General features: G+C 59.3%; 21 protein-coding genes. 12 read left to right on the top strand and 9 right to left on the bottom strand.

Annotated elements, in window-relative coordinates:
- The first annotated feature begins 135 nt into the window (after positions 1-135).
- The gene (locus tag FHU41_RS13795; RefSeq protein WP_246279620.1) at positions 136-915 is read left to right on the top strand and encodes a TIGR03089 family protein; all 780 of its coding nucleotides are present in this window, start codon (positions 136-138) and stop codon (positions 913-915) included.
- 34 nt (positions 916-949) lie between these two features.
- Here the strand turns inward: FHU41_RS13795 and FHU41_RS13790 are convergent, their stop codons facing one another.
- On the bottom strand, positions 950-1,471 hold the full coding sequence (locus tag FHU41_RS13790; protein WP_179390190.1) for a GtrA family protein: 522 nt from the start codon (positions 1,469-1,471) through the stop codon (positions 950-952).
- Between the two features lie 211 nt (positions 1,472-1,682).
- Here FHU41_RS13790 and FHU41_RS13785 point away from each other — a divergent pair, with 211 nt between their 5' ends.
- The 4 genes from FHU41_RS13785 to manA all read left to right on the top strand — a co-directional run bounded on the left by FHU41_RS13785 (position 1,683) and on the right by manA (position 6,357).
- Positions 1,683-2,888 carry a 5-(carboxyamino)imidazole ribonucleotide synthase gene (locus tag FHU41_RS13785; RefSeq protein ID WP_179390189.1) on the top strand — a complete coding sequence of 402 codons (1,206 nt, stop codon included), beginning with the start codon at positions 1,683-1,685 and terminating at the stop codon, positions 2,886-2,888.
- Positions 2,885-3,445, top strand: coding sequence for a 5-(carboxyamino)imidazole ribonucleotide mutase (gene purE, locus FHU41_RS13780; protein ID WP_179390188.1), 561 nt, complete (start codon positions 2,885-2,887; stop codon positions 3,443-3,445). The genes FHU41_RS13785 and purE overlap by 4 nt, the downstream gene beginning before the upstream one ends.
- Positions 3,442-5,043 (top strand): LCP family protein, encoded by a 1,602-nt coding sequence (locus tag FHU41_RS13775; RefSeq protein WP_179390187.1) that lies wholly within the window; start codon positions 3,442-3,444, stop codon positions 5,041-5,043. Before purE ends, FHU41_RS13775 begins: the two co-directional genes overlap by 4 nt.
- 63 nt (positions 5,044-5,106) lie before the next feature.
- Entirely contained in the window at positions 5,107-6,357 is a 1,251-nt protein-coding gene (gene manA / locus FHU41_RS13770; protein ID WP_179390186.1) for a mannose-6-phosphate isomerase, class I, read from the top strand.
- Here the strand turns inward: manA and FHU41_RS13765 are convergent.
- The 4 genes from FHU41_RS13765 to glpX form a co-directional block, all read right to left on the bottom strand.
- Positions 6,347-7,360 (bottom strand): lipid II:glycine glycyltransferase FemX, encoded by a 1,014-nt coding sequence (locus FHU41_RS13765; protein WP_179390185.1) that lies wholly within the window; start codon positions 7,358-7,360, stop codon positions 6,347-6,349. The two genes, manA and FHU41_RS13765, sit on opposite strands and share 11 nt — an antisense overlap.
- An 18-nt stretch (positions 7,361-7,378) precedes the next feature.
- Positions 7,379-7,879, bottom strand: a complete 501-nt coding sequence (locus tag FHU41_RS13760; protein WP_179390184.1) for an NBR1-Ig-like domain-containing protein — start codon at positions 7,877-7,879, stop codon at positions 7,379-7,381.
- A gap of 575 nt (positions 7,880-8,454) precedes the next feature.
- On the bottom strand, positions 8,455-9,141 hold the full coding sequence (locus FHU41_RS13755) for an NBR1-Ig-like domain-containing protein (protein WP_179390183.1): 687 nt from the start codon (positions 9,139-9,141) through the stop codon (positions 8,455-8,457).
- A gap of 667 nt (positions 9,142-9,808) precedes the next feature.
- The gene (glpX, locus tag FHU41_RS13750; protein WP_179390182.1) at positions 9,809-10,852 is read right to left on the bottom strand and encodes a class II fructose-bisphosphatase; all 1,044 of its coding nucleotides are present in this window, start codon (positions 10,850-10,852) and stop codon (positions 9,809-9,811) included.
- Between the two features lie 135 nt (positions 10,853-10,987).
- Between glpX and FHU41_RS13745 the strand changes: the two genes are divergently transcribed.
- The 5 genes from FHU41_RS13745 (at position 10,988) to FHU41_RS13725 (ending at position 16,266) form a co-directional block, all read left to right on the top strand.
- Complete coding sequence (locus tag FHU41_RS13745) at positions 10,988-11,656, top strand: DUF4245 domain-containing protein (protein ID WP_179390181.1); 669 nt, start codon at positions 10,988-10,990, stop codon at positions 11,654-11,656.
- Positions 11,653-12,264, top strand: coding sequence for a carbonic anhydrase (locus tag FHU41_RS13740; protein WP_179390180.1), 612 nt, complete (start codon positions 11,653-11,655; stop codon positions 12,262-12,264). The genes FHU41_RS13745 and FHU41_RS13740 overlap by 4 nt, the downstream gene beginning before the upstream one ends.
- A gap of 57 nt (positions 12,265-12,321) precedes the next feature.
- Positions 12,322-13,752, top strand: a complete 1,431-nt coding sequence (locus tag FHU41_RS13735; protein WP_179390179.1) for a class II fumarate hydratase — start codon at positions 12,322-12,324, stop codon at positions 13,750-13,752.
- A gap of 103 nt (positions 13,753-13,855) precedes the next feature.
- A complete protein-coding gene (locus FHU41_RS13730) occupies positions 13,856-14,551 on the top strand; it encodes a TetR family transcriptional regulator (RefSeq protein WP_179390178.1) in 696 nt (231 codons plus the stop codon).
- Positions 14,548-16,266 carry an MDR family MFS transporter gene (locus FHU41_RS13725; protein WP_179390177.1) on the top strand — a complete coding sequence of 573 codons (1,719 nt, stop codon included), beginning with the start codon at positions 14,548-14,550 and terminating at the stop codon, positions 16,264-16,266. Before FHU41_RS13730 ends, FHU41_RS13725 begins: the two co-directional genes overlap by 4 nt.
- 60 nt (positions 16,267-16,326) lie before the next feature.
- Here FHU41_RS13725 and FHU41_RS13720 read toward each other — a convergent pair whose 3' ends face one another.
- Positions 16,327-16,833 carry a prepilin peptidase gene (locus FHU41_RS13720; protein ID WP_179390176.1) on the bottom strand — a complete coding sequence of 169 codons (507 nt, stop codon included), beginning with the start codon at positions 16,831-16,833 and terminating at the stop codon, positions 16,327-16,329.
- Between the two features lie 59 nt (positions 16,834-16,892).
- Between FHU41_RS13720 and FHU41_RS13715 the strand changes: the two genes are divergently transcribed.
- Positions 16,893-17,645, top strand: a complete 753-nt coding sequence (locus tag FHU41_RS13715) for a hypothetical protein (RefSeq protein ID WP_179390175.1) — start codon at positions 16,893-16,895, stop codon at positions 17,643-17,645.
- A gap of 34 nt (positions 17,646-17,679) precedes the next feature.
- Here FHU41_RS13715 and phoH2 read toward each other — a convergent pair whose 3' ends face one another.
- Both phoH2 and FHU41_RS13705 read right to left on the bottom strand, forming a co-directional pair.
- On the bottom strand, positions 17,680-18,954 hold the full coding sequence (gene phoH2 / locus FHU41_RS13710) for an RNA 5'-3' helicase PhoH2 (RefSeq protein WP_179390472.1): 1,275 nt from the start codon (positions 18,952-18,954) through the stop codon (positions 17,680-17,682).
- A gap of 359 nt (positions 18,955-19,313) precedes the next feature.
- On the bottom strand, positions 19,314-20,081 hold the full coding sequence (locus tag FHU41_RS13705; RefSeq protein ID WP_343046337.1) for an isoprenyl transferase: 768 nt from the start codon (positions 20,079-20,081) through the stop codon (positions 19,314-19,316).
- Between the two features lie 168 nt (positions 20,082-20,249).
- On the opposite strand from FHU41_RS13705, the gene trhA reads away from it, so the two are divergent.
- Positions 20,250-20,951: a PAQR family membrane homeostasis protein TrhA gene (trhA, locus tag FHU41_RS13700; RefSeq protein ID WP_179390173.1), complete on the top strand. Its 702-nt coding sequence runs from the start codon at positions 20,250-20,252 to the stop codon at positions 20,949-20,951.
- A gap of 64 nt (positions 20,952-21,015) precedes the next feature.
- Here the strand turns inward: trhA and FHU41_RS13695 are convergent, their stop codons facing one another.
- Complete coding sequence (locus FHU41_RS13695; RefSeq protein WP_179390172.1) at positions 21,016-21,327, bottom strand: hypothetical protein; 312 nt, start codon at positions 21,325-21,327, stop codon at positions 21,016-21,018.
- Between the last annotated feature and the right edge of the window lie 53 nt (positions 21,328-21,380).

Below are 21,380 nucleotides of genomic sequence, written 5' to 3'. Positions count from 1 at the left end.
TCTAATTACAACGGTGTAATACGATGTCCGTCAAGTGCAAGGCCGGAATTTTAGCCATCTTCCGAGACAATTCTCGGCTACGCCACGCCCGGGATTTTCCCAGACTCTCCGGCGTGTTGGCTCCACCACGAAGTTTTGAATATCGAAATAGTACTGACCACCGCGAAGAAGGATACCCAGCCGATGCACAGCATTGACCGTCTACTCAGCGAATTTCGCCGCTCCTCCCCCGGCTCACCGCGCCTCACCTGGTACGGTCTTGGCGGCGAACGAGTGGAGCTTTCCGGCAAAGTCCTGGACAACTGGGTGGCTAAAACAGCCAATTTTCTGAGCGAAGAATTCGACTTCGGTCCAGGCCACACATTGGACCTAGCCTTGCCTGCTCATTGGAAATCGCTCTGTCTAGCCCTGGCCGCCCTGTCCTGTGGCGGCGCCGCATCCGCCCTCTCAGGCGATGAAGCTACTCATAACAGCAAGGAATTATTAGCAAGCTCGGAGCCTGGTCCACTGTCCACCCACCCAGGCCCGGTCATCGCCGTCGCTCTCGGAGCCCTTGCTCTGCGCTGGGATGGTGAGCTGAGTGCACAAGCCAGCGACTATGCAGCCGAGGTGCGCAGCTTCGCGGACAGTTTTGATCGTTTCGAGGAGCTCGACGACGACGCGGCAGCCTTGCGCCTAAACGGCAAACAACATGGCGGAGGTAGCCTGAAGCATCGAGAGCTATCTAAGCTCGCGGAACGCTACCCTGAGGGCAGTAGGGTGGCACTGAGCGCACAGCGCGGGCTAGAGGATGTCCTTCTGGCCGCGCTGGCTTCCTGGTCCTCCGGCGGTTCGGTAGTGCTGTTTGAGGACGACACTTTAATCACCGAACAGCTTCTGTCCAGCGAACGGGCCGAACTGCACGAGGGGCGCTGAAACAGCTCAAGGCTTCGGTCCCGGACGGCCTTTCTCAGTCGCGCACTGCCTCACGATGACCGTCCTTAGCCTCGACCAGTTCGTGGTCATGAGCGAACTCCGGCTCGGCATCGAGCTCTTCGGTGAAGACGAAGAAACGATAGGTCAGGAAGCGGAAGATAGTGCCTAGGATCAGCCCGATCACACCGCCGGAAATGAAATCAGCTGCGTAAGTCTCAAATCCCAGTACATATCGGGAAATGTATTGGCAGCCCACCGCGATGCCCATGCCTATCAGGCTCATCACGATGAAAAGGAAGAATTCCCGCCACGGCTTATCGCCGCGGCGATGCCGGAAGGTCCAGTACCGATTGGCGAACCAAGAGAACAGAATAGCCACGCTGGAGGAGATCACCCGGGCCTTGAGCGTACTGTCGGACATCGGTCCGTGCCAGAGCAAGGTGAAAAGACCGTTGTCGATCACCCAGCCCAGACCGCCTACTACGCCGAACTTGGCAACCTCTCGCCACAGCAGGGCGACCAGGCCTTGTACGCGCTGGAACACTGTTTGAATCATGACCCTCCAGGGACTCGCTCCGGTGCATGATCTCGATATTCATGCTGGCGGTCCCGAACTTCGACCAAGCGCCCATTTTACTCGGTTTTCATCGGGCAGGGTGCATCTTCGCTCGCTGCAACCCCCCTTTGGCACTGTGAATTGTGCATAGATTAACCGTTCGCCACGCCGGGAAGGCCGATGCTCAGGCTCAATCGGTACTCTTGATCTTGTGACTTTTCCAGTGATCGGTGTGGTGGGCGGCGGCCAGTTGGCGCGAATGATGGCACCCGTAGCCGTCGAATTGGGTCTTGAACTAAGGGTTCTGGCCGAAAGCCCGGAGGTTTCGGCGGTGGCGGCGGTTCGGACGGCACCGGTTGGGGATTACCGGGATCTAGATACCTTGCGGGCTTTTAGCCGTCAGGTGGATGTGCTGACTTTCGACCACGAGCACGTGCCCAGTGAGCACCTGCGCACCTTGATCGCCGAGGGCGTCAATGTGCAGCCGCGCCCCGCGGCTCTGCAGCACGCCCAGGACAAGCTGGTGATGCGCGCGGCCATCGATCGACTCGGCTTACCTAATCCCTCCTGGGTCGCAGTCAGCTCGGTGACGGAGATCGTCCGCTTCGCGGATCAAAACGGGTGGCCGGTGGTGTTGAAAACGCCACGTGGTGGCTACGACGGAAAAGGCGTGAAGGTACTTGCCTCGACCGGGGAAGCGGAGGCAGCTGCGGAGTGGTTCGACGCCATGACACCGCTTTTGGTGGAGGCAAAGGTTGATTTCAGCCGAGAGCTCTCCGCCCTAGTGGCTAGAACCCCCAGCGGTGAGGCAAAGGCTTGGGCGGTTGTCCAGTCCAATCAGGTCGATGGCGTCTGTGACGAAGTGATTGCCCCGGCACCGGACTTGGCTCCCGAGGTTGCCACGGCCGCGCAACGGGCCGCGCTGCGGATCGCGGAAGAACTCGGAGTCACCGGAACGATGGCGGTGGAGCTCTTTGAAACCCCGGGGCTCGGTGAGGGTTTCCTGATTAACGAGCTTGCGATGCGCCCGCATAACTCCGGGCACTGGAGCATGGACGGTGCCTTGACCGGCCAATTCGAGCAGCATTTACGAGCCGTTGCAGACCTGCCGCTTGGCGACCCCCGCGTTCTGGCCCGCACCGTGATGAAGAACATCCTGGGCGGCGCGAACGAGGATCTCTACGCCGCCTATCCGGCCGCGCTGGCAGCCGAACCCGGGGTCAAAATCCACGTCTACGGCAAGTCCGTTCGCCCCGGTCGCAAGATCGGACATGTCAACGCCCTGGCCACAGCCGAGGAATCCTTGGAATCGGTGCGCGAGCGCGCCAGCCGAGCGGCTCGGCTGATCCGGGACGGCGGAACCGAGAATACCGAGCAAACGCCCGCGCAAACCACGTTGAAAGAGGAGCTCTCATGAGCCAAGGAAAACCCCTGGTCGGGTTGGTGATGGGCTCGGATTCAGATTGGCCGGTAATGCAAGCAGCCGCCGAAGCCCTGGACGAGTTCGGCATCGATTTTGAAGCCGATGTGGTCTCCGCACACCGGATGCCCCTGGAGATGATCGACTACGGCCGGAAAGCTGCGGAACGGGGCTTGCGGGTGTTGATCGCCGGGGCCGGCGGCGCCGCTCACCTCCCCGGTATGCTCGCCTCGGTCACCGAATTACCCGTGATCGGGGTACCGGTGCCGCTGAAGACCTTGGACGGCATGGATTCCTTGCTCTCCATCGTCCAGATGCCCGCCGGTGTGCCGGTCGCCACCGTATCTATCGGCGGCGCACGCAATGCCGGACTACTGGCGGCCCGCATCCTAGCTTCGGCAGACGATCAGTTGGCCAGCAGGCTACGCCAGTCTCTTCGGGAGTTTGCCCAGAATTTGAATCGGCAAGCCAGCGCCAAGGGCGCGTTGCTGCGCACGAAGGCCAGCGAAGCCTTCCCCGACACAGCCTCCGGCCTACCGGAAGGCAGCCTATGAGTTTCTCTTCCGCTGATACCACCAAGGCTTCTAACCGGCCCCCGGTGCTGACCAATCCGGTTCGGTACCCACAGTCCGCCAATGCACCAATGCGCACCAAACGCGCAGTATTACTGCTCATCATGAGCCTCTTCATCCCCGGCTCGGTCCAAACGGTAGCCGGAAACCGGCGGCTTGGTCGGATTGCGCTCCGAGTCACCTTCACGGTGTGGGCCTTGCTAATCCTGGCCTTACTCTTCTTCCTGATCAATCGTGGACAGTTCCTCAATCTGCTGACCAATCAGCTGATTTCGCTTTTGCTCATCGGTGCGCTGATCGTGCTCGCAGTTGGCTGGGCGTTTATCTTCATTGACACGCTGCGGATTATTCGGCCCGTGCTACTCGCTCCGGGCCTGCGCGCGGTGATCCCGGCCGCCGTCGTCGTACTCATGGTGGTGACTTCCGGAGGCCTGGGGTACACCGCCTGGCTGATCAACTCGGGACGCAATGCGATCGGTAATATCTTCGGTGCCAATGGTCCGGATATGACTCCCGTCGATGGTCGTTACAACTTTCTGGTGATGGGCGGCGATGCCGGGGCAGATCGCTCGGGACGGCGCCCGGACAGCATTATCGTGCTGAGCATTGACGCGAACACCGGTAAAACGGTGACCATCTCGATCCCCAGGAATCTGGAGAATGCCCAGTTCAGTGCGGATTCGCCGATGCGGAAGATCTATCCCGATGGTTATAACTGCGGTGACAATTGCATTATCAACTTCCTCTATACCGAGGTAACCGATAAGTACGCCGATCTGTACCCGGGCAAACAAGACCCGGGGGCGCAAGCCATGATGGACGCTGCCGGGGGTACCCTGGGCCTAACCATCCAGGGCTATGTGCTGATCGATATGGGCGGTTTTTCGCAACTCGTCGATGCTCTTGGCGGCGTGAAGATCAATGCCGGTGGCTGGGTGCCGATCAGCGGTGCGGCCACCGCAGACGGCGGGCATCTGCCGCCGGAGGGCTGGATCGCGCCCGGAGAACAAACTCTGAACGGCCAGCAAGCACTCTGGTACGCCAGATCCCGCGAGTGGGTCACCGACTATGCCCGCAGCCAGCGGCAGCAATGTATTCAAGCCGCCATTCTGAAGCAAATGGATCCAGCCACCGTACTCACCAAATTCGACGCTATCGCCAATGCCGGTGCCAAGGTGATTGAATCCGATCTGCCGCAACAACAGCTCGGTAGCTTCCTCGACTTGGCCATTAAGGCAAAGAGTTATCCCTTGGCTCGACTGACCGTTGGACCGCCAGACTTTGATTCCAGTTTCCCGGTCTCCCCCGATTTCACGGTGCTTCATCAAAAGGTCAAAGATCTGATTGCGGACAAGACAGCACCGGCCACCAGCAAGGCGACGACGAGCTCCGCTGCCAAGCCTGCCCAGGGCAGCACCCCCGCTAAGGCTCCCGCCCCAGCCGCGCAGACGCAACAACAGTCCTCGCAGAGTCAAGCCCCTGCCGTTACCAAGGACTACCTCCAGCAACTCGCGGTGAACGGCAATACCACCGAATTGACCAGTTTGCTGGCCAATAATGGCAAGTGCACCCCGGGCTAGACTCGTAACCGAATCCGGCGTCAATTCAGGGCTATGCAGGGTTTTTCAAGGCTAAGGAACCAGATGTACAAGTTGAGCAATGTGCTGCGCCCCTACGCTTGGGGCTCCCACACCGCAATAGCCGAGTTGCTAGGACGTCAGGCTTCGGGTGGGCCGGAGGCCGAGTTGTGGATCGGCGCTCACCCCGATGCGTCCTCGACGCTGCTGCTGGCAGACGGAGCGGAATCCTCCGATTCCTTGGAGCAGCTGATCTCTGCCCACCCCTCCGCGGCCTTAGGTGAAGCTTCTCGGGCGGCTTTTGGAGACCGTCTGCCGTTCCTGATGAAGGTGTTGGCAGCCTCCCAGGCGCTCTCCTTGCAGGTACATCCTCATTTGGCTCAAGCTGCGGCCGGATTCCGAGCTGCGGAGGAAGCCGGAGTACCGCGGAATGCGGAGTACCGCAATTACAAGGACGATAACCACAAGCCGGAGATGATCTTTGCACTGAGCCCTTTCGAGGCGCTGTGCGGGTTCCGCCCGGTCAGCCAGTCGGCGGAGATCTTTGAGCAGCTTGAGCGCGGCTTCCGGGGCGCGGGCATCGAGCCCCCGGCCATCTTGCATTGGGTAATCGAGGATTTACGCAGTAAAGACAGCGCGATAGCCCTCCGAAACGCCTTCGAACGATTGATTAGCGGCGGGCAAGAAGTGAGATCCGCGGTCAACTCCGTCGCCGAGTTACTGCACTCCGGAACCGAGTTGGCTCCCTTCCAGACCGAGCTAGAGACCGTGCTGAGCCTGGACTCGGATTTCCCAGGAGATCCAGGCGCCCTCATCTCGCTTTTGATGAATCGGGTGCATTTGGAGCCGGGCGAATGCTTTGCGATGCAGGCCGGCAATGTACACGCCTATCTGCAGGGACTAGGGATCGAGGTGATGGCTAGCTCCGATAATGTGCTTCGCGGTGGACTCACCTCCAAGTTCATCGATGTTCCGGAACTACTCAAAACCGTTGATTTCCAGGAATTGCCGGTACCGATGGTCCAGGCTTCGGTGAGTGCGCTGGGCCAAGAACTTTATGTGCCAGGCTTCACCGAATTCCAGTTGCAGCGCGTTGAGTTGGGGCCAAATGGTTCCCCCGTCCCGCTCGCCCAAAACGGTGCCCTGCTGGTATTGCTAGTCAGCGGCAAAGCACTGCTGGACTCGCCACGCGGCGACCTTGAGCTTGAGCGAGGTGAGAGCGCCTTCATTCCGGCCACGGAAGCCCCGGTGATGTTGCATTCGATCGAAGGATGCACCGCCTTCGCGGTGACCACGGGCTTGGGCCTCAGCGTTTGAGCAGTCCGCGCACTTTGCGGATGCCCTTCCTAGCCATTGGCAACGCCTTGGCGTACAGGCTGTAGAGCGGCGAGAGCGGCTTATCCCAGCTGCCAGCCAGTAGGTCTTCATGGCTGGCGAATCCGAACTTGAACTGCGAAACCCCATCGTTCAGCAAGCCGTTGAAGTCATAGCGAGTCACCCCGAGCTCCTTCATTGCTGTGATCGCCGCCCATTTGAGTGCATAGTTTGCGCGTAGCTGTGAGCCTTCCTCGGTCATCCCGCCGTAGAGTTCGAAGGCCGTGGTATCGCTGTGGGCGAGCCAGAGGAAAGCCACCACGGTTTCCCCTTGAAAAGCGCCAAAGACGGGAGACTGGGTACCTAGGTTGTCGAAAATATCTAGGTAGTAGCTGTCTTGATGAATGCTAAAGCCCGCACGCTGCGCGGTGAGTTTGTAGACCTCAAGACATTGTTGCAGTTCCGTCCGCTCAACCAAGCGGAAATCCAACTCCTCGCGCCCGGACTTACGAATGTATTGCCGGGTCTTCTTGGTCATCTCGGCAAGTAGTTCGTCCTCGCTGCGCCGAAGATCCAAGATGAGCGTGCGTGGAATCAGAATCTGGGTGGCAGCAGTTCGCCAACCTTCGGTTTGTAATGCCGCAGTTCTTTGCTCAGCGGCCTCCCAATCGGGTTCTGCGGTCAGCACAACGGCATGATGCCGACGCACCGAACGCTCAACTTCGGCAAGCACGACGGCGAGTTTACCCACCTCAGCTTGTGGTCCCCGCGGAATATAAGCCAGCGAACGGAAGGGGAAAGGAAGGGCCCGGTAGAGCACTTGAGCCGAACCGATCAGGGTATCCCCCTCGCGAACTAGCAGGCGTTCTGCTCTCCAGCCATGCTGGGCCTTGGACTGCCCCCAGCCCCAGAGCTGCATAGGGTGACCCAACTGAGCATTGACCGCGGCATCCCAACGGGCACGATCCGGGCATAGCTCAGTATTCAGCGAAGAAGTCGAAGTCATCCATTAACCCTAACCGGCCTAACCGCCCATAATTCCAGTTCGGCGCGGGGCCTCGGCAATCCTTTGGGTGGGTTGCTGAGGTGCCGCTGTGGTCTTTGCCGCTTTCAGCCCCTGGATGTCCAGGCTCAGCCCGCGGGATTCTACAATGACAGTTAGTCCCAGGGGATTCAGATACGGCCAACACAAGTGGCCATGCTCATCGACCATTTTGAACCGCACCTGAGCAAGACTTGGATACCGCGTCACCGTGATATCTACGGAGATCATCGTTGCCTCGCCGGGAAGGGTGTGAGGCACGGCCACGAAATCTGGTGAGTAAGGATAGGTCGCCGAATTCGGGGTCATCCGCTTTAACTGCCTATTGTTCCACGGCACGTTACCCGAATTCCGTAAGGTCCAGGTTTTGGTAAAGGTGGAGCCAAAGGGGAAGATCGTGCCGTCCGGAATGGTCTCGGAGACCAACTCTGCTACGTCACTCCCAGACTCATTCCGTTGAACTTCCGATCCGGGAGGGTTCACACTTTCGCGGTTATCAGCTGCTTGCGATGCACGGAAATCTTGCCAATTCTCACAACAGAACCTCACTGCCCTCGATAGTGCAGCTTGGAAAGACGCCCGGTGGATCTGACCAGACTTGGAACTATAACTAGTCTCCCCCTGTGGGGAAAGGGTGCGCTTGTAGTTCATAAAAGCCCAAGTATCCCGGACCTGCTTCGTCTCTACCCGAAAGTTTTTGAGATTCGGATTTCCGCGTTGTATCAGGAACCTGTCGTGCTCCTTGGGCTGTAAGCAGAGCAAATATGCCAATCCGCCGCGAACCCGGGCACGCTCATCCCTGGATTCGAGTGACTCTTGATAGCGCTCTGCCATCAGCAGGATCAATTTATTCAGGTCTGACGTCTCAACTACATCCTTGTCGAAGACCTCAAGCGATAGCTTCGACAGCGCCGGACAATTCTCGGGTGAAAGGCTAGGGTCCGGTTGTTTAGGGGCGAATCGTCGGGCGACCTCCTCAGTACAAGTCACCGCAAGTAATGAATCCATCCGATCCCCGCATTTCTCTCAAACTAGCTCTTAAATAAATTCAATAAGACTCATTCCTGCCAGGGACGATGTCGGTTACCCGGTTCTCGATGAGCCCACACCAAGTTCCTCGTCTCAATCGCCAAGGTGGCCCCGTAGGGGTACTCATCCGGCCAGCAGAGATTCCCCTGAGCATCGACCATCTTGAACCTGACTTCGGTAAACCCGGGAACATTTCTGGTGGTGACCTCAACGGAGATAACCACCAGTTCACCGGGCAAGGTCCGGGGTACCGGCACCATTGACTCCGACGTGGGGTACAGCGCCGTGTCCGGTGTCAACCTTTTGAGCGATCTACCAATCCAGGGGACTTCACCGACGTTCTTGAGTGTCCAGCTCTTCGTGAAAGTCGTGTTCAGTGGTAGCAAGGTCCCGTCTGGAATCGTCTCCGAAACATATTCAGATGCGTCGATCAATCCACTGCGGATCGCCGCTTGCTCGGCTGCCTCACCGGGACCTACCAAGAGGCGGCTCGCTCGCTGGGCTTGCCTCAGCTCCAAAGCCATCCCCTGGAAGGTGGTCCACATACCAAAGGCATAGCGAATAGCCTCGAGCAAAGCATCCCGGAAGGTGGGGCGTAAGGTCTGCCCTGGTTTTGCCGTATAGCTCTGTTCTGGATCGAACAACAGGGTGCGCTTATAGATCATAAAAGCCCAGGTATCCCTGACCCGTTTGGTTTCGGTGTGATTCTTAGCCACTGTGGGGCTGCCCTGCCGGATCAGTGAGTAATCGCGATCATCTGGTACATACCGGCAAAAAAGAAAGGCCAGTCCGGCTCGAACATAAGCGCTCTCATCCCGCGAGTTGGCTGACCCTTCATAGTATTTAGCAGCGAAGGAGACGAGGTTGTTGAGATCGTGATCGCTTGGGGAAGCAAGCCCAAAAAGTTCCTTGGCCACAGCAGATAACGCCGGGCAAAACTCTACCCTCAAGCTTGAAACGGCTTGCCGCGGCGCGAAGCGGTCCGATATCTCATCTAGACAGGACTTCAAGAGGGACGGTTCCAAACCACTCCAATCTCAATAACGCGGCGACTGCCTCTGATCCTAGCCCATGCTTATAGCAGTGCTGACCGGGAAAAATCCGAGTATTGGGTCAGAGATTCCGGGGTAATTACCGAGAGCAAAGTGTCACCTACGTGATATTAGATTCTGGAATCACCTGTTGTGATCGCGCGAATATCTATCTCAAATCTCACGGAGCCCAGAAGTTGCCTCTTCCGCCTCGGAAGAAAGAGCCAGCTGAGCTCATCAGGACTAATGCTCCGACGCTCATCACTCCCTAGTGTTGAGCGTCGGCTTCCGCCGAAAACCGATATCAAAACGATACCTAGGGGCAATGCCTCTCTCGCGAACTTCGGGGGGTCTACCGCCGCGCGTAGGACTCCCATTTGTTCGCGTGGTGCTCGGCCTCAACAAACCGTACGGTCCCGGATTTCGAGCGCATCACGATCGATTCGGTCTTCACCCGGTCCTTGGAATAGCGCACGCCGCGGAGCAGATCTCCATCGGTAATGCCGGTGGCAGCAAAATAGCAGTTATCGCTGGTGACTAGATCGTTAGTGGAGAGCACTCTGTCCAGGTCGTGACCGGCGTCGAGCGCCTTTTGCTTCTCCTCATCGGAGGTGGGCCACAGGCGCCCCTGGATCACACCGCCCAGAGCCTTGATGGCACAGGCCGCGACGATCCCCTCCGGGGTGCCACCGATGCCCATTAGGGCATCCACGCCGGTTCCGGAGCGAGCAGCCGCAATAGCGCCGGCCACGTCACCGTCCATGATGAACCGGGTACGCGCCCCGGCATTCCGGATTTCCTCCACCAAGGGTTTGTGCCGATCCCGGTCCAGGATCATCACGTTGAGCTGATTGACCTTGACGCCCTTAGCCTTGGCAATCAGGTGCAGGTTCTGTTTGACCGGCAGTCGCAAATCGACCATATCGGCCGCTTCCGGGCCGGTCACCAGCTTTTCCATGTAGAACACCGCGGAGGGATCGAACATGGTGCCGCGTTCCGCCACCGCCAGCACCGCCAACGCATTATTAATGCCCAACGCCGTCAGCCGGGTTCCGTCGATCGGATCCACGGCAACGTCCACCTCGGGGCCGGTGCCGTCACCCACTCGCTCACCGTTGAAGAGCATCGGGGCTTCGTCTTTCTCGCCCTCGCCAATCACCACCACGCCGTTGAAATGCACGGTTTGGAGGAAGGAGCGCATAGCGTCTACCGCAGCGCCGTCGGCTTTGTTCTTGTCGCCGAAACCCACCCAGTGTCCGCCTGCGATTGCCGCAGCCTCGGTGACCCGAACAAGTTCAAGGGCCAAGTTGCGGTCCGGCTCGTCATCGCCCACGGCGAGCGCAGAAGAGAGGGTGGAGTATCGGGCTTCTTCAGGAAGGCCTGCGGGAGTTGTCACGGTAGTTCCTCATCATTGAGCGGTCGTGTTCCCTTCAAGCATAGTTTGGCTTGGCGGCACCGAGAACTCGCGGCGAAGTATTGTGATGGACGCCTCAAATGGTGTTCGACGGCCAGAGTGCGCGATCATAGAGGTATGAATGAGGCACCCGAGCGCACCACCGCGGCAGAATCGGAAGGTTCTGCCGACCCGGCTAAGCCAGTCGAGGCTGCACCCTACGACGGCGCCTCCCCGGTTTTGCTGCAGGCTTCGGCGGCAAAGCGGGCAAATGCTTCGGTGATCGGCATGCTGATCGCCGTTTTGGTCTGCCTCGTGCTCGCACTGCCCCTGGCGTTTTTTACTGCAAAGCCCAAAGACCAGGGTTACCGCCCGGAAGTTGATGTCAGCGCGGCGGCTACCGACGCGAAGGGGGTCGCCGGTTTCCAACCACTCGCTCCTGCACTGCCTGCGAACTGGTCGGTGAACTATGCGCGCTGGAATCCGGCGGGAAGCGACGGCGTCGCCTTCTGGGAAGTTGGTTATGTCACCGCGGCCCAGCAATTCATTTCACTGACCCAGACCGCCCAGCCGAACCCCACCTGGCTGGCCGGCCGAACCGATAACGCTCCGGTGACCGGAACCCGGCCCGAGTCCAGCACGCAGTGGGAGCTGCGGGATAAGCCGGGAACCTCCACCTCGCTGATCCTCAAGTCCACGGCCAGCACCGTGGTGCTACGCGGCGAGTTCAATAACACCGCGGTACCGCTGAGTGACCTCGATGCCCTGGCCCTGGCCGTGGTGCAGGCGAACGGTAACGTCCGATGAGCGGTCTGACTCCCGAGCAAGCCTGGTTGCGGCTGCGCGCCGGAAACGAACGCTTCATCAACGGCACCTCGCAGCATCCCAATCAGGATTCCTCTCACCGGGAGTCCCTGGTTAGGCAGCAGAATCCCTTTGCGGTGATCTTCGGCTGTTCCGATTCGCGGTTGGCCGCGGAGATCATCTTCGATCTGGGCCTGGGAGACGCCTTTGTGGTGCGTACCGCGGGGCAGGTCATAGATCTAGCTGTCCTTGGCTCCATTGAATACAGTGTGGCCGCCCTGGGAGTGCCACTCATCGTGGTGCTCGGTCACGATAACTGTGGCGCCATCACGGCAACCAAGGAAGCCGTGGATACCGGTGAAATGCCGCGCGGCTATCTGCGCAACCTGGTGGAGCGAATCACTCCGTCTGTGCTCGCATCTCGGCGGGATGGCGGCCAAGGGGTCAATGACTACATGGTGGAGCACATCAAGCAGACCTCCGCCAGGCTCGTGGAGACCTCACGCGTGGTAGCCGAGGCAGTGGAAAAGCAGCAGGTCGCCGTCGTCGGATTGGCTTACCGCTTGAATGAGGGCCGTGCGGAGCTGGTCAGCAGCCTCGGCTCCATCTGAGCCGCCAGCGGGCTTTCGGATTTCCGGAGTTCGCCGGGACAAAGATATTCTTGAGCCATGACTGAGACTGGCGCCCTTTCCAACGCAGAATTCCGGATTGAACACGACACGATGGGCGAGGTCCGGGTTCCGGTCAACGCCCTTTACGGAGCGCAGACACAACGCGCTGTGGAGAACTTCCCGATCTCCGGTAACACCCTGGAGCGCACCCACATTGAGGCTCTGGCGCGGATCAAGAAGGCAGCAGCTACCGCAAATGCTGAACTGGGAGTGCTCGACGCCGAGCGTGCCCAGGCGATTGAGTCGGCTGCCGATGAGGTAGCTTCCGGTAAGTACGACGGCGACTTCCCGATTGATGTCTTCCAGACCGGTTCCGGAACCTCCTCTAACATGAACACCAATGAGGTCATCGCAGAACTGGCCAACCGCGCCCTCAAGGCAGCAGGCAGCGAGACCACGGTTCACCCCAATGACCATGTGAATGCTTCACAGTCCTCTAATGATGTGTTCCCCACCTCGGTTCATGTCGCGGCAACCTCTGCACTTAGCAATGACCTGATCCCCGCCCTTGAGTACCTTGCCGCCTCGCTGGGGCGCAAGGCCGAGGAATTCAAGACTGTCGTGAAGTCCGGCCGCACCCACCTCATGGATGCCACCCCGGTCACCCTGGGGCAAGAATTCGGTGGTTATGCGGCCCAGGTGCGCTACGGCGTCGAAAGAATCCAGTCCTCACTCCCCCGGGTGGCCGAGGTTCCGCTCGGTGGCACCGCGGTGGGCACCGGCATCAACACTCCTGCGGGTTTCCCACAACGGGTCATTTCCTTGCTCGCACAGGACACCGGGCTGCCACTGACCGAGGCCCGCGATCACTTCGAAGCTCAGGCGAACCGTGACGGCTTGATTGAGGCTTCCGGGCAGCTTCGCAATATCGCTTACTCGCTGATGAAGATCAATAACGATCTGCGCTGGCTCGGCTCGGGCCCGAACACCGGCCTGGGCGAAATTGCTATCCCCGACCTACAGCCCGGCTCCTCGATCATGCCGGGCAAGGTGAACCCGGTGATCTGTGAGGCCTCGATCATGGTCTGCGCTCAGGTGATTGGAAATGACACTACGATTGCGCTCTCCTCCACTAACGGTGCCTTTGAGCTCAATGTCGGCATCCCGGTGATGGCCGCGAACCTGCTGCAGTCGATCCGCTTGCTGAGAAACACCGCGAAGGTGATGGCCGATAAGATGATCGACGGCATCACGGCCAATGTGGAGCGGGCTCGCTTCCTGGCCGAGGCTTCGCCTTCTATCGTGACCCCGCTGAATAAGTTCATCGGCTATGAGAATGCGGCCAAGATTGCCAAAAAAGCCGTTGCTGAGGGCCTCACAGTTCGTGAAGCTGTTGTGGCGCTGGGCTTCGTAGAGCGCGGCGAACTGACCGAGGAGCAGCTAGACAAGGCACTTGATGTGCTCTCCATGACCCGTCCTCCGCAGTAGTCGAAGCAACTGAAACTAAGGCGGAAACGCCTCCGACCGGCGGTGATGCAAATCACCGCCGGTTTTTTTGCACTCTCAGAGAAATAGTGCAAAAGTATACTTCGTGATTGATAGTGCAATAATCTCGCCCGACGAGTTGAAAGTCAACGAACCGAGCCTCCGCGAGCGCAAAAAACAAGCGACTCGTGCGGCTATTGTCGCCACTGCCCGCGAACTAACCCTGGAACACGGCTTCAATGGCTTCACCTTGGAGCAACTCTGTGAGCGAGTCGGGGTCTCCCGAAGGACGTTATTCAACTACTTCGGAAGCAAGGAAGACGCCGTCCTCGGCTGGGACGGCCTAGATTTCCCCGAGGATCTGCAAGCAGAATTTATTGCTCCCGGCAAAAACACCTCAGCAACCCAGGGGGCACTCACCCCGACTCTGCTTGAGGATCTACTACAGATGATTATCAGCACGACCAATCGCAGCCCGGAGACTCTGGAGCAGCATCGACAACTGCACCAGGTGATCTTGAGCGAACCCCAGTTCCTGCTCAAGGCCCGGGAGAGCTTCGAAAAGCGTGAACGACAAATCCTGGAGTTGGTCGCCAAGCGAGAGAACGCGAATGCCGATGATCCTCGGATTCAGATGGCTGTGACGCTAGTCGGAGCAATCATGCACAAGGCTACCGAAGAGTCCTTCCGTGCAAATCCGGCGAATGGCGACGAAGAGGCAACCCAGATCATGCATCGTTATCTGCACGCAGCCAAAAACCTAATAGAAAATTCCCAGCTAGAGAATAAAGGATCGCTATGAGCACACTCAGTGCAACACAACCGTTTCTTCTGACTAAACGAAGAATCTGGACCATTTTCGCGGCTCTGATCGCCGGAATGCTACTTTCCAGCCTCGACCAGACGATTGTCTCCACCGAGCTACCCACCATCGTCGGTAAGCTCGGCGGCGTGGAGAACCAAGCCTGGATTACCACCGCTTACCTGCTAGCCACCACCATCGTGATGCCGATCTACGGCAAGTTTGGTGATGTTTTGGGGCGTCGAAACCTCTTCTTGATCGCCATCGCACTCTTCACCCTGGCTTCGGTTGGCTGTGCCTTTGCCTCCGACTTTTGGATGTTCGTAGTCTTCCGCGCCCTCCAGGGCTTGGGCGGTGGCGGTTTGATGATCCTCTCGCAGGCGATCATCGCCGATATTGTGCCCGCCAATGAGCGCGGCAAGTACATGGGCCCACTCGGTGGCATCTTTGGCCTCTCCGCTGTGGCCGGTCCGCTGCTGGGCGGTTTCTTCGTCGATCACCTGACCTGGGAATGGGCTTTCTACATCAATATCCCGGTCGGCATTGCTGCCTTCTTGATCGCCATCTTCGCGCTTCGCTTGCCCAGCAAGAAGGCCGAGAAACGCATTGATGTGCTCGGCGTCGCGCTGCTCTCCATTGCCACCACCTGCCTGATCTTCTTCACCGACTTTGGCGGTAAGAAGAATGCTTCCGGCGAGACTCTCTATGGCTGGGGTGGCTGGGGCACCTGGGCTTGGGGCGCTGGCCTGGTCATCGCCGCCGTACTCTTCGTACTGGTGGAGCGCAAGGCCGAAGACCCGGTGATCCCGCTCAGCCTGTTCAAGAACCGGATTTTCGTCAATGCCACCGCCATTGGCTTCACGCTAGGCCTGGGCATGTTCTCAGCACTGGCCTTCATCCCCACCTTCCTGCAGATGTCCTCCGGCGCCTCGGCTGCCGGTTCCGGCTTGCTGATGCTGCCGATGATGGCAGGCTTGTTCGGTACCTCGATCTACTCCGGTATCGCGATCAGCAGGAGTGGCAAGTACAAGATCTACCCGATTATCGGCACCATTTTGACCATCGTGGCCATGCTCTGGATGACCACGCTGACCGCAGATACCCCACTCTGGCTAATCTGCGTCCAGCTATTCATCTTCGGCGCAGGCCTGGGCTTCATCATGCAGGTCATCGTGATGGTGGTGCAGAATGCGGTTCCGCCCACTCAGATCGGTACCGCCACCAGCACCAATAACTATTTCCGTGAAGTTGGCGCTTCGCTCGGTGTGGCCGTCTTCGGCACCATCTTCACCAGTCGCTTGAACGAGTCGCTGACGAATGTCTTCGCTGGGCTGCCCGGCGGTGCCGCGAATGCCTCGCAGGCCGCTGCCACCCTGGACCCGCAGAAGCTCTCCCAGTTGCCGGACGGGGTGCGGGATTCGATCGTGAACGCCTACGCTGACTCGCTGGCTCCGGTGTTCTGGTACCTGGTGCCGTTCATCGCCATTGCACTCATCCTGGCGATAACCCTCAAGCAGATCCCGCTCTCTGACACCTCAGGCATGGTGGCTCGTGGTGAAGCAATCGCCGGAGAAGAGGCCGAGCGTTTAGAGGCGGAGCTAGAGGAGCAGAAGGGTAAAGGCACAACAGCCGGTTCCGTGAGTTCCAACCGCTCTTCCGCTACGGAGGATCCCGGGGACGACGGCAATCCCAAGCTAGAGGATGCCCGGCGCTAAGCCACAGCACCAGCAAGCGCTCTTGTGGATGAGTTCCCTCGTCCACAAGGGCGCTTGTTTTTAAACCGGAAGCATCAAGGCCGCAAAAGTCCCCGCGAACATGAACGGGCCGAAGGCGATACCTGACTTTCGATTACCACGGTGACTAAGCACTAAGTACAGAGCGTAGGAACCGCCCAATAGGAAAGTTGCCAGCACCGAATACAACAGCTCCAGCCAGCCCAGCAACCCCAAATAGGATCCCAGCAGCAAAGCCAGCTTCACGTCTCCCCAGCCCATCCCTTGCGGGGAAAGAAGCCTGAGCAGTAGATAAGCCGCGCTGAGCACCATGGCCGCCAGTGGAACCCGCAGCACAGCCTCCCCGTCCCCCGAGATCAGGGCAACCAGTTCCAGCAGCACGACGGCGATCAGCACCGAAGGGTAAACGATCCGGTTGGGTAGCAAACGGCTTCGCAGATCGATCACGCTCAGCCATAGCGACACCACCAAAAGTCCGGTGCATGCCACCGCGAGCACGAGGAACCCTGGCCATTGCTGCTGCGCTAGCGCGGCAAGGCGAGAAATCATGGATCGGATGTTACTGGATTGTTCACTGCCCCAACAGAGCGCGAGCGTAGACTGTGGATATGGACCTCCAGGCCGATGGTTTCCGCGCCTTATGCCGATCTTCGCCGTGGAAATGGCGCAGTTTGCGCTTCCAACTGCGCTACCTGCCGGAAGCCGTGGACACCCCGGCCGTGAAGGGATGGTTACGCCGCCCGCTGGCCCTGCGGATCGAATCCCTCGACGGCACCGTGCTGCACAGCACCGCCGGAATCAATGACTCGAAAGACTCGCTCTTCACCTCCGGATCGCGTAAGCCCTGGCTGCTCCCTCCGCATTTAGTCACCCCCGGCTATCAAAGCGACGGTTTGGTACGCCGCAGGCCGGAGGCAGCCTATGGCGAACCCGGCTACGGGCTAGACCCCGCTGCGGCCGGGCGGTTTTCCGCCTGGCTCGATCCGGTTGAACTTGCTGGCAATGCTCCGGTACCGATTGAATTCCCCTTCGCCAATGTTGCCGATCCCGGAGAGCTCACTCTTGTTGAGCATGAGGGGCGGGAAGCCTTGGAAACGGTACTCAGTCCCAACCCGAGCTACCAGCCCCGGTATCCGGGCTCGCCGATTCTCTTCCCGGGCCAGACCGCGGTGCGGATCGACACCGGTACCGGTGTTTGTGTGGCAAGTCAGTCGATGGATGGCCCCACTGCGGGGCAGGGCCATTGGCTCAGCATCCTGGCGGTGGACGAGTATATGTTGGATGATTTGTTCACCCAGGAATCCTCCATGTTGACCGATGTCCGCCAGCACATCGAGTGGGAACTCCCCCAGGCGCAGTGATCACCGCTGAGTGCGCCCAGATTTCTAGGCACACTCAGATTTCGGCACCCTCCAGAAGCTCTGTCACAAGGGCGGCAATCGGCGAACGCTCGGAACGACTCAGTGTCACGTGGCCGAAGAGCGGATGTCCTTTGAGGGTTTCGACGACGGCGGCAATCCCGTCGTGTCGACCAACGCGCAAGTTATCCCGCTGAGCCACATCGTGAGTGAGTACGATTTTGGAGTTCTGCCCGATCCGGCTCATCACCGTCAATAAAACGTTCTTCTCCAAGGACTGGGCTTCATCGACAATGACAAAGGCGTCGTGCAGTGAGCGACCGCGGATGTGCGTCAGTGGCAGTACCTCCAGCATGCCGCGATCCATCACTTCCTCCACCACCTCTTGAGAGACCAGCGCGCCCAGGGTGTCGAAGACCGCCTGTGCCCAGGGATTCATCTTCTCGCTCTCCGAACCCGGTAAGAAACCAAGCTCCTGGCCGCCCACGGCGTAGAGCGGCCGAAAGACCATTACCTTGCGGTGTTCACGGCGCTCCAGCACCGCCTCCAGCCCAGCGCACAGAGCAAGTGCCGACTTGCCGGTACCCGCCCGGCCACCCAGTGAAACGATGCCCACTTCCGGATCCATCAACAGATCGATGGCGAGCCGCTGCTCCGCGGAACGTCCATGCAGGCCAAAGACATCTCGGTTCCCCTTGACCAAGCGGACCTGCTTATCTGCGCCTACTCGGCCTAGCGCTGAACCGCGGTTAGAGAGCAGGACCAGCCCGGTATTAGTGGGCAGTTCGGCGGCCGCCGGAACGAAAACCGGCTCATGGTTATAGAGCGCCCCGATCTCCTCATCCACCACATCGACCTCGGCTACGCCGGTCCAGCCGGAGTCCTGGACTAACTCATTACGGTATTCCTCGGCCTGCAATCCCATCGCCGAAGCCTTGACCCGCATTGGCAAGTCCTTGGATACCACGGTGACGTTGAAGCCCTCATTAGCCAGATTTTTCGCTACTGCCAAGATCCGGGCATCGTTATCGCCGCTGCGGAACCCCGCCGGAAGCACCTCGGTGGAGATGTGATTGAGTTCAACTCGCAGCGATCCGCCCTCTTCCCCGAGTGGGATCGCCTTGTTTAAACCACCATGCTCAACGCGAAGATCGTCCAAAAGCCGCAAGGCTTTCCGGGCGAAGTAGCCAAGCTCCGGATCATGCCGCTTCGCTTCGAGTTCGCTGATCACCACAATCGGCAAAATCACCTCATGCTCAGCAAAGCGCATAATCGCCCGCGGATCGGAGAGCAGGACCGAGGTATCCAGCACATAAGAACGCGAAAGACCGGCAGCGTTCTGCGCTTTACCGGTCTTTTTGTCCTGCTTGGATTTCGTCGAGCCGCGCTGGGCGGAAGAGGCCACGACAGTTGGATTATTTGTTAGTGCCACGAGACTCCAGACCCCGGGCCGCAACCCGGTTTCCTAAGGTGCGGCGGGTCAGCCAAAGGCACGGCGCGAGGCCGCTCTCGCCTGGGTGATGCGAAGAATCTCACGGTTCCGCTGGCCTTCCCGATCGACGCCCGGGTGGGTGCCGATAAGACAAAATCTACGCCTGCGCGCAAGCACTGGAAGGAGCAAGCGGCGGCGTGTCGGGTTAACTCAGTGTGAACTCTCCACGCCTAGCGGATTCAGGAGCCGTAGCGTCGGTGCCGTCCGGCGTAGTCACGCAGTGCGCGGAGGAAATCGACCTTACGGAAGGCTGGCCACAGCACTTCGCAGAAGTACATTTCGCTATAGGCACTCTGCCAGAGCAGGAAGCCGGAGAGCCGCTGCTCACCGGAGGTGCGAATCACCAGATCGGGGTCACGCTGGCCACGAGTGTAGAGGAATCGGGAGATGTCCTCGACGTCGAGGGTCTCGGCTAGTTCTGCCATGTCTTGGTGCTGGGCGACGGCGTCGCGCAGCAGTTCGCGTACGGCGTCGACGATTTCCCTCCGGCCGCCGTAACCCACCGCCAGGTTGACATGTAATTTTTCCTTGGCGGGCTTGCGCTGGGTAAGTCGAATCAGCCGTTCGGCCAGATAGTCGGGCAGCAACTCGGGTGCGCCCATTGCGCTGACGCTAATCGTGTCGTCCGAATCGAGCCGGTCCATCATGGTGGCGATGATCACCAAAAGCTCATCGAGCTCCTCCTTGGAGCGATTCACGTTTTCGGTGGAGAGCATGTACAGGGTGACCACCTGCACACCGAACTCTTGGCACCAGCCCAGGAAGTCATGGATCTTCTCGGCACCTACCTGGTGCCCATGCCCCACCGAGGCATTGAGCTGCTTGGCCCAGCGTCGATTGCCATCGACCGTCATCGCGATGTGTTCCGGTATCCGCTGCCCGCGCAGCGACCTTGCCAGCCGACGTTCATAGAGCCCATATAACGGATGCGGCCTTCGCCTAGTCACCGTTCCGCACCCCCTTCCAGCCCAGAGCCCGGTTGAGCTGTTCGAGCTGTTTGATCTCTCCATAGGTTACCCGGAACCGACGAGAGAGTTTGTCCACACGCGGATTCTCAGGGATTACCAATGAGTAACTTACCTTAGGGCGGGGCTGCCGTGGGCTACCATTGGAGCATGGCTCGCCCCACATCCAAGGCAATAGACGGCCTCCCGGAGGCGGCCGTAACGCAGAGTCCTGGGGCTCTGGAGAGCAAGCCCAGCTGGCGAGGTTGGATTCACCTGGTCGCCACCCCAGTGGCAATTGCTGCCGGAATCGTGCTGATCTGCGTGGCACCAACAACCATAGCTAAAATCACTTCGGCTATATATGCTTTTACCGGCATGCTTCTATTTGGGATTAGCGCGCTCTATCATCGAGGCAACTGGACACCCGGCGTCAAGGCTGTACTGAAGCGGCTCGACCACACGAACATCGTGCTAGTCATCGCCGGAACCTACACGCCGTTGGCGGCCTTACTGCTCCCTCAACCCAAGGCAGCGCTACTCCTCTGGCTGATCTGGGGTGGCGCCGTTGCCGGAGTTGCCTTCCGAGTTTTATGGGTGGGGGCACCACGCTGGCTCTATGTGCCGATCTACTGTGTCCTTGGCCTGGCCGCAGTATTCTTCTTCCCCGATTTCTTCGCCGCCTCGGTCCCTGCCTCGGTGCTGATCTGCGTGGGCGGCGCCTTCTACATTGCCGGAGCGGTGTTCTACGGCATCAAGCGCCCGAATTTCTCTAAGGCTCATTTTGGCTTCCACGAGTTTTTCCACGCATTCACCGTGGTCGGCTTCACCTGCCATTTCATCGCGATTATGCTCGCGGTGTTCACCCACTAGAATCGCGGCCGGGGCCCGCTCTGTAGTGTTCTAATCGGTGGAGCCTTGTTCAATAGCGCTTTGTTCAGCGGTGCTTGCCGGCTTTGTCTTCCGGCGGAGCCGCCGATTTCACTTCGCGGGGCACCTCCGCGCTCAGCTCGTCCTCCGGGATCACCGGCAGCGGAAGCTCTCCGGCAACCTGCGCCCGATAGCGCACTCGCCGAATCCTTCGCACCATGTCCACGATCAGGAACACCATAATGGCCACCACAAAGAAGGTGGCTAAGAATCCCAGGAAGCCGGGACTGACCTGATCGGGCGTTAAACCGTCTTTGAGCGAAGGAGTGGGTGAAGGGGTCTGCGAGACAGTGTCTAACAGCAAAATCAGAGAGTGCACCTCATCATTCTCCCGCCAAGCTAGGCTCAGGACGAAATCAGGGCGCCGTGTTC

Source organism: Psychromicrobium silvestre (assembly GCF_013408295.1).
Lineage (GTDB): Bacteria > Actinomycetota > Actinomycetes > Actinomycetales > Micrococcaceae > Renibacterium > Renibacterium silvestre.
The sequence above is the reverse complement of the archived record's forward strand: the minus strand, read 5'-3'. Positions and strand labels throughout refer to the sequence as shown.

Bases quoted from the DNA above. Each gene is read 5' to 3' on its own strand.
- FHU41_RS13790 (WP_179390190.1), bottom strand. From the start codon at position 1,471: ATGATTCAAACAGTGTTCCAGCGCGTACAAGGCCTGGTCGCCCTGCTG.
- purE (WP_179390188.1), top strand. From the start codon at position 2,885: ATGAGCCAAGGAAAACCCCTGGTCGGGTTGGTGATGGGCTCGGATTCA.
- FHU41_RS13775 (WP_179390187.1), top strand. From the start codon at position 3,442: ATGAGTTTCTCTTCCGCTGATACCACCAAGGCTTCTAACCGGCCCCCG.
- manA (WP_179390186.1), top strand. From the start codon at position 5,107: ATGTACAAGTTGAGCAATGTGCTGCGCCCCTACGCTTGGGGCTCCCAC.
- FHU41_RS13765 (WP_179390185.1), bottom strand. From the start codon at position 7,360: ATGACTTCGACTTCTTCGCTGAATACTGAGCTATGCCCGGATCGTGCC.
- FHU41_RS13745 (WP_179390181.1), top strand. From the start codon at position 10,988: ATGAATGAGGCACCCGAGCGCACCACCGCGGCAGAATCGGAAGGTTCT.
- FHU41_RS13740 (WP_179390180.1), top strand. From the start codon at position 11,653: ATGAGCGGTCTGACTCCCGAGCAAGCCTGGTTGCGGCTGCGCGCCGGA.
- FHU41_RS13735 (WP_179390179.1), top strand. From the start codon at position 12,322: ATGACTGAGACTGGCGCCCTTTCCAACGCAGAATTCCGGATTGAACAC.
- FHU41_RS13725 (WP_179390177.1), top strand. From the start codon at position 14,548: ATGAGCACACTCAGTGCAACACAACCGTTTCTTCTGACTAAACGAAGA.
- FHU41_RS13720 (WP_179390176.1), bottom strand. From the start codon at position 16,833: ATGATTTCTCGCCTTGCCGCGCTAGCGCAGCAGCAATGGCCAGGGTTC.
- FHU41_RS13715 (WP_179390175.1), top strand. From the start codon at position 16,893: ATGGACCTCCAGGCCGATGGTTTCCGCGCCTTATGCCGATCTTCGCCG.
- trhA (WP_179390173.1), top strand. From the start codon at position 20,250: ATGGCTCGCCCCACATCCAAGGCAATAGACGGCCTCCCGGAGGCGGCC.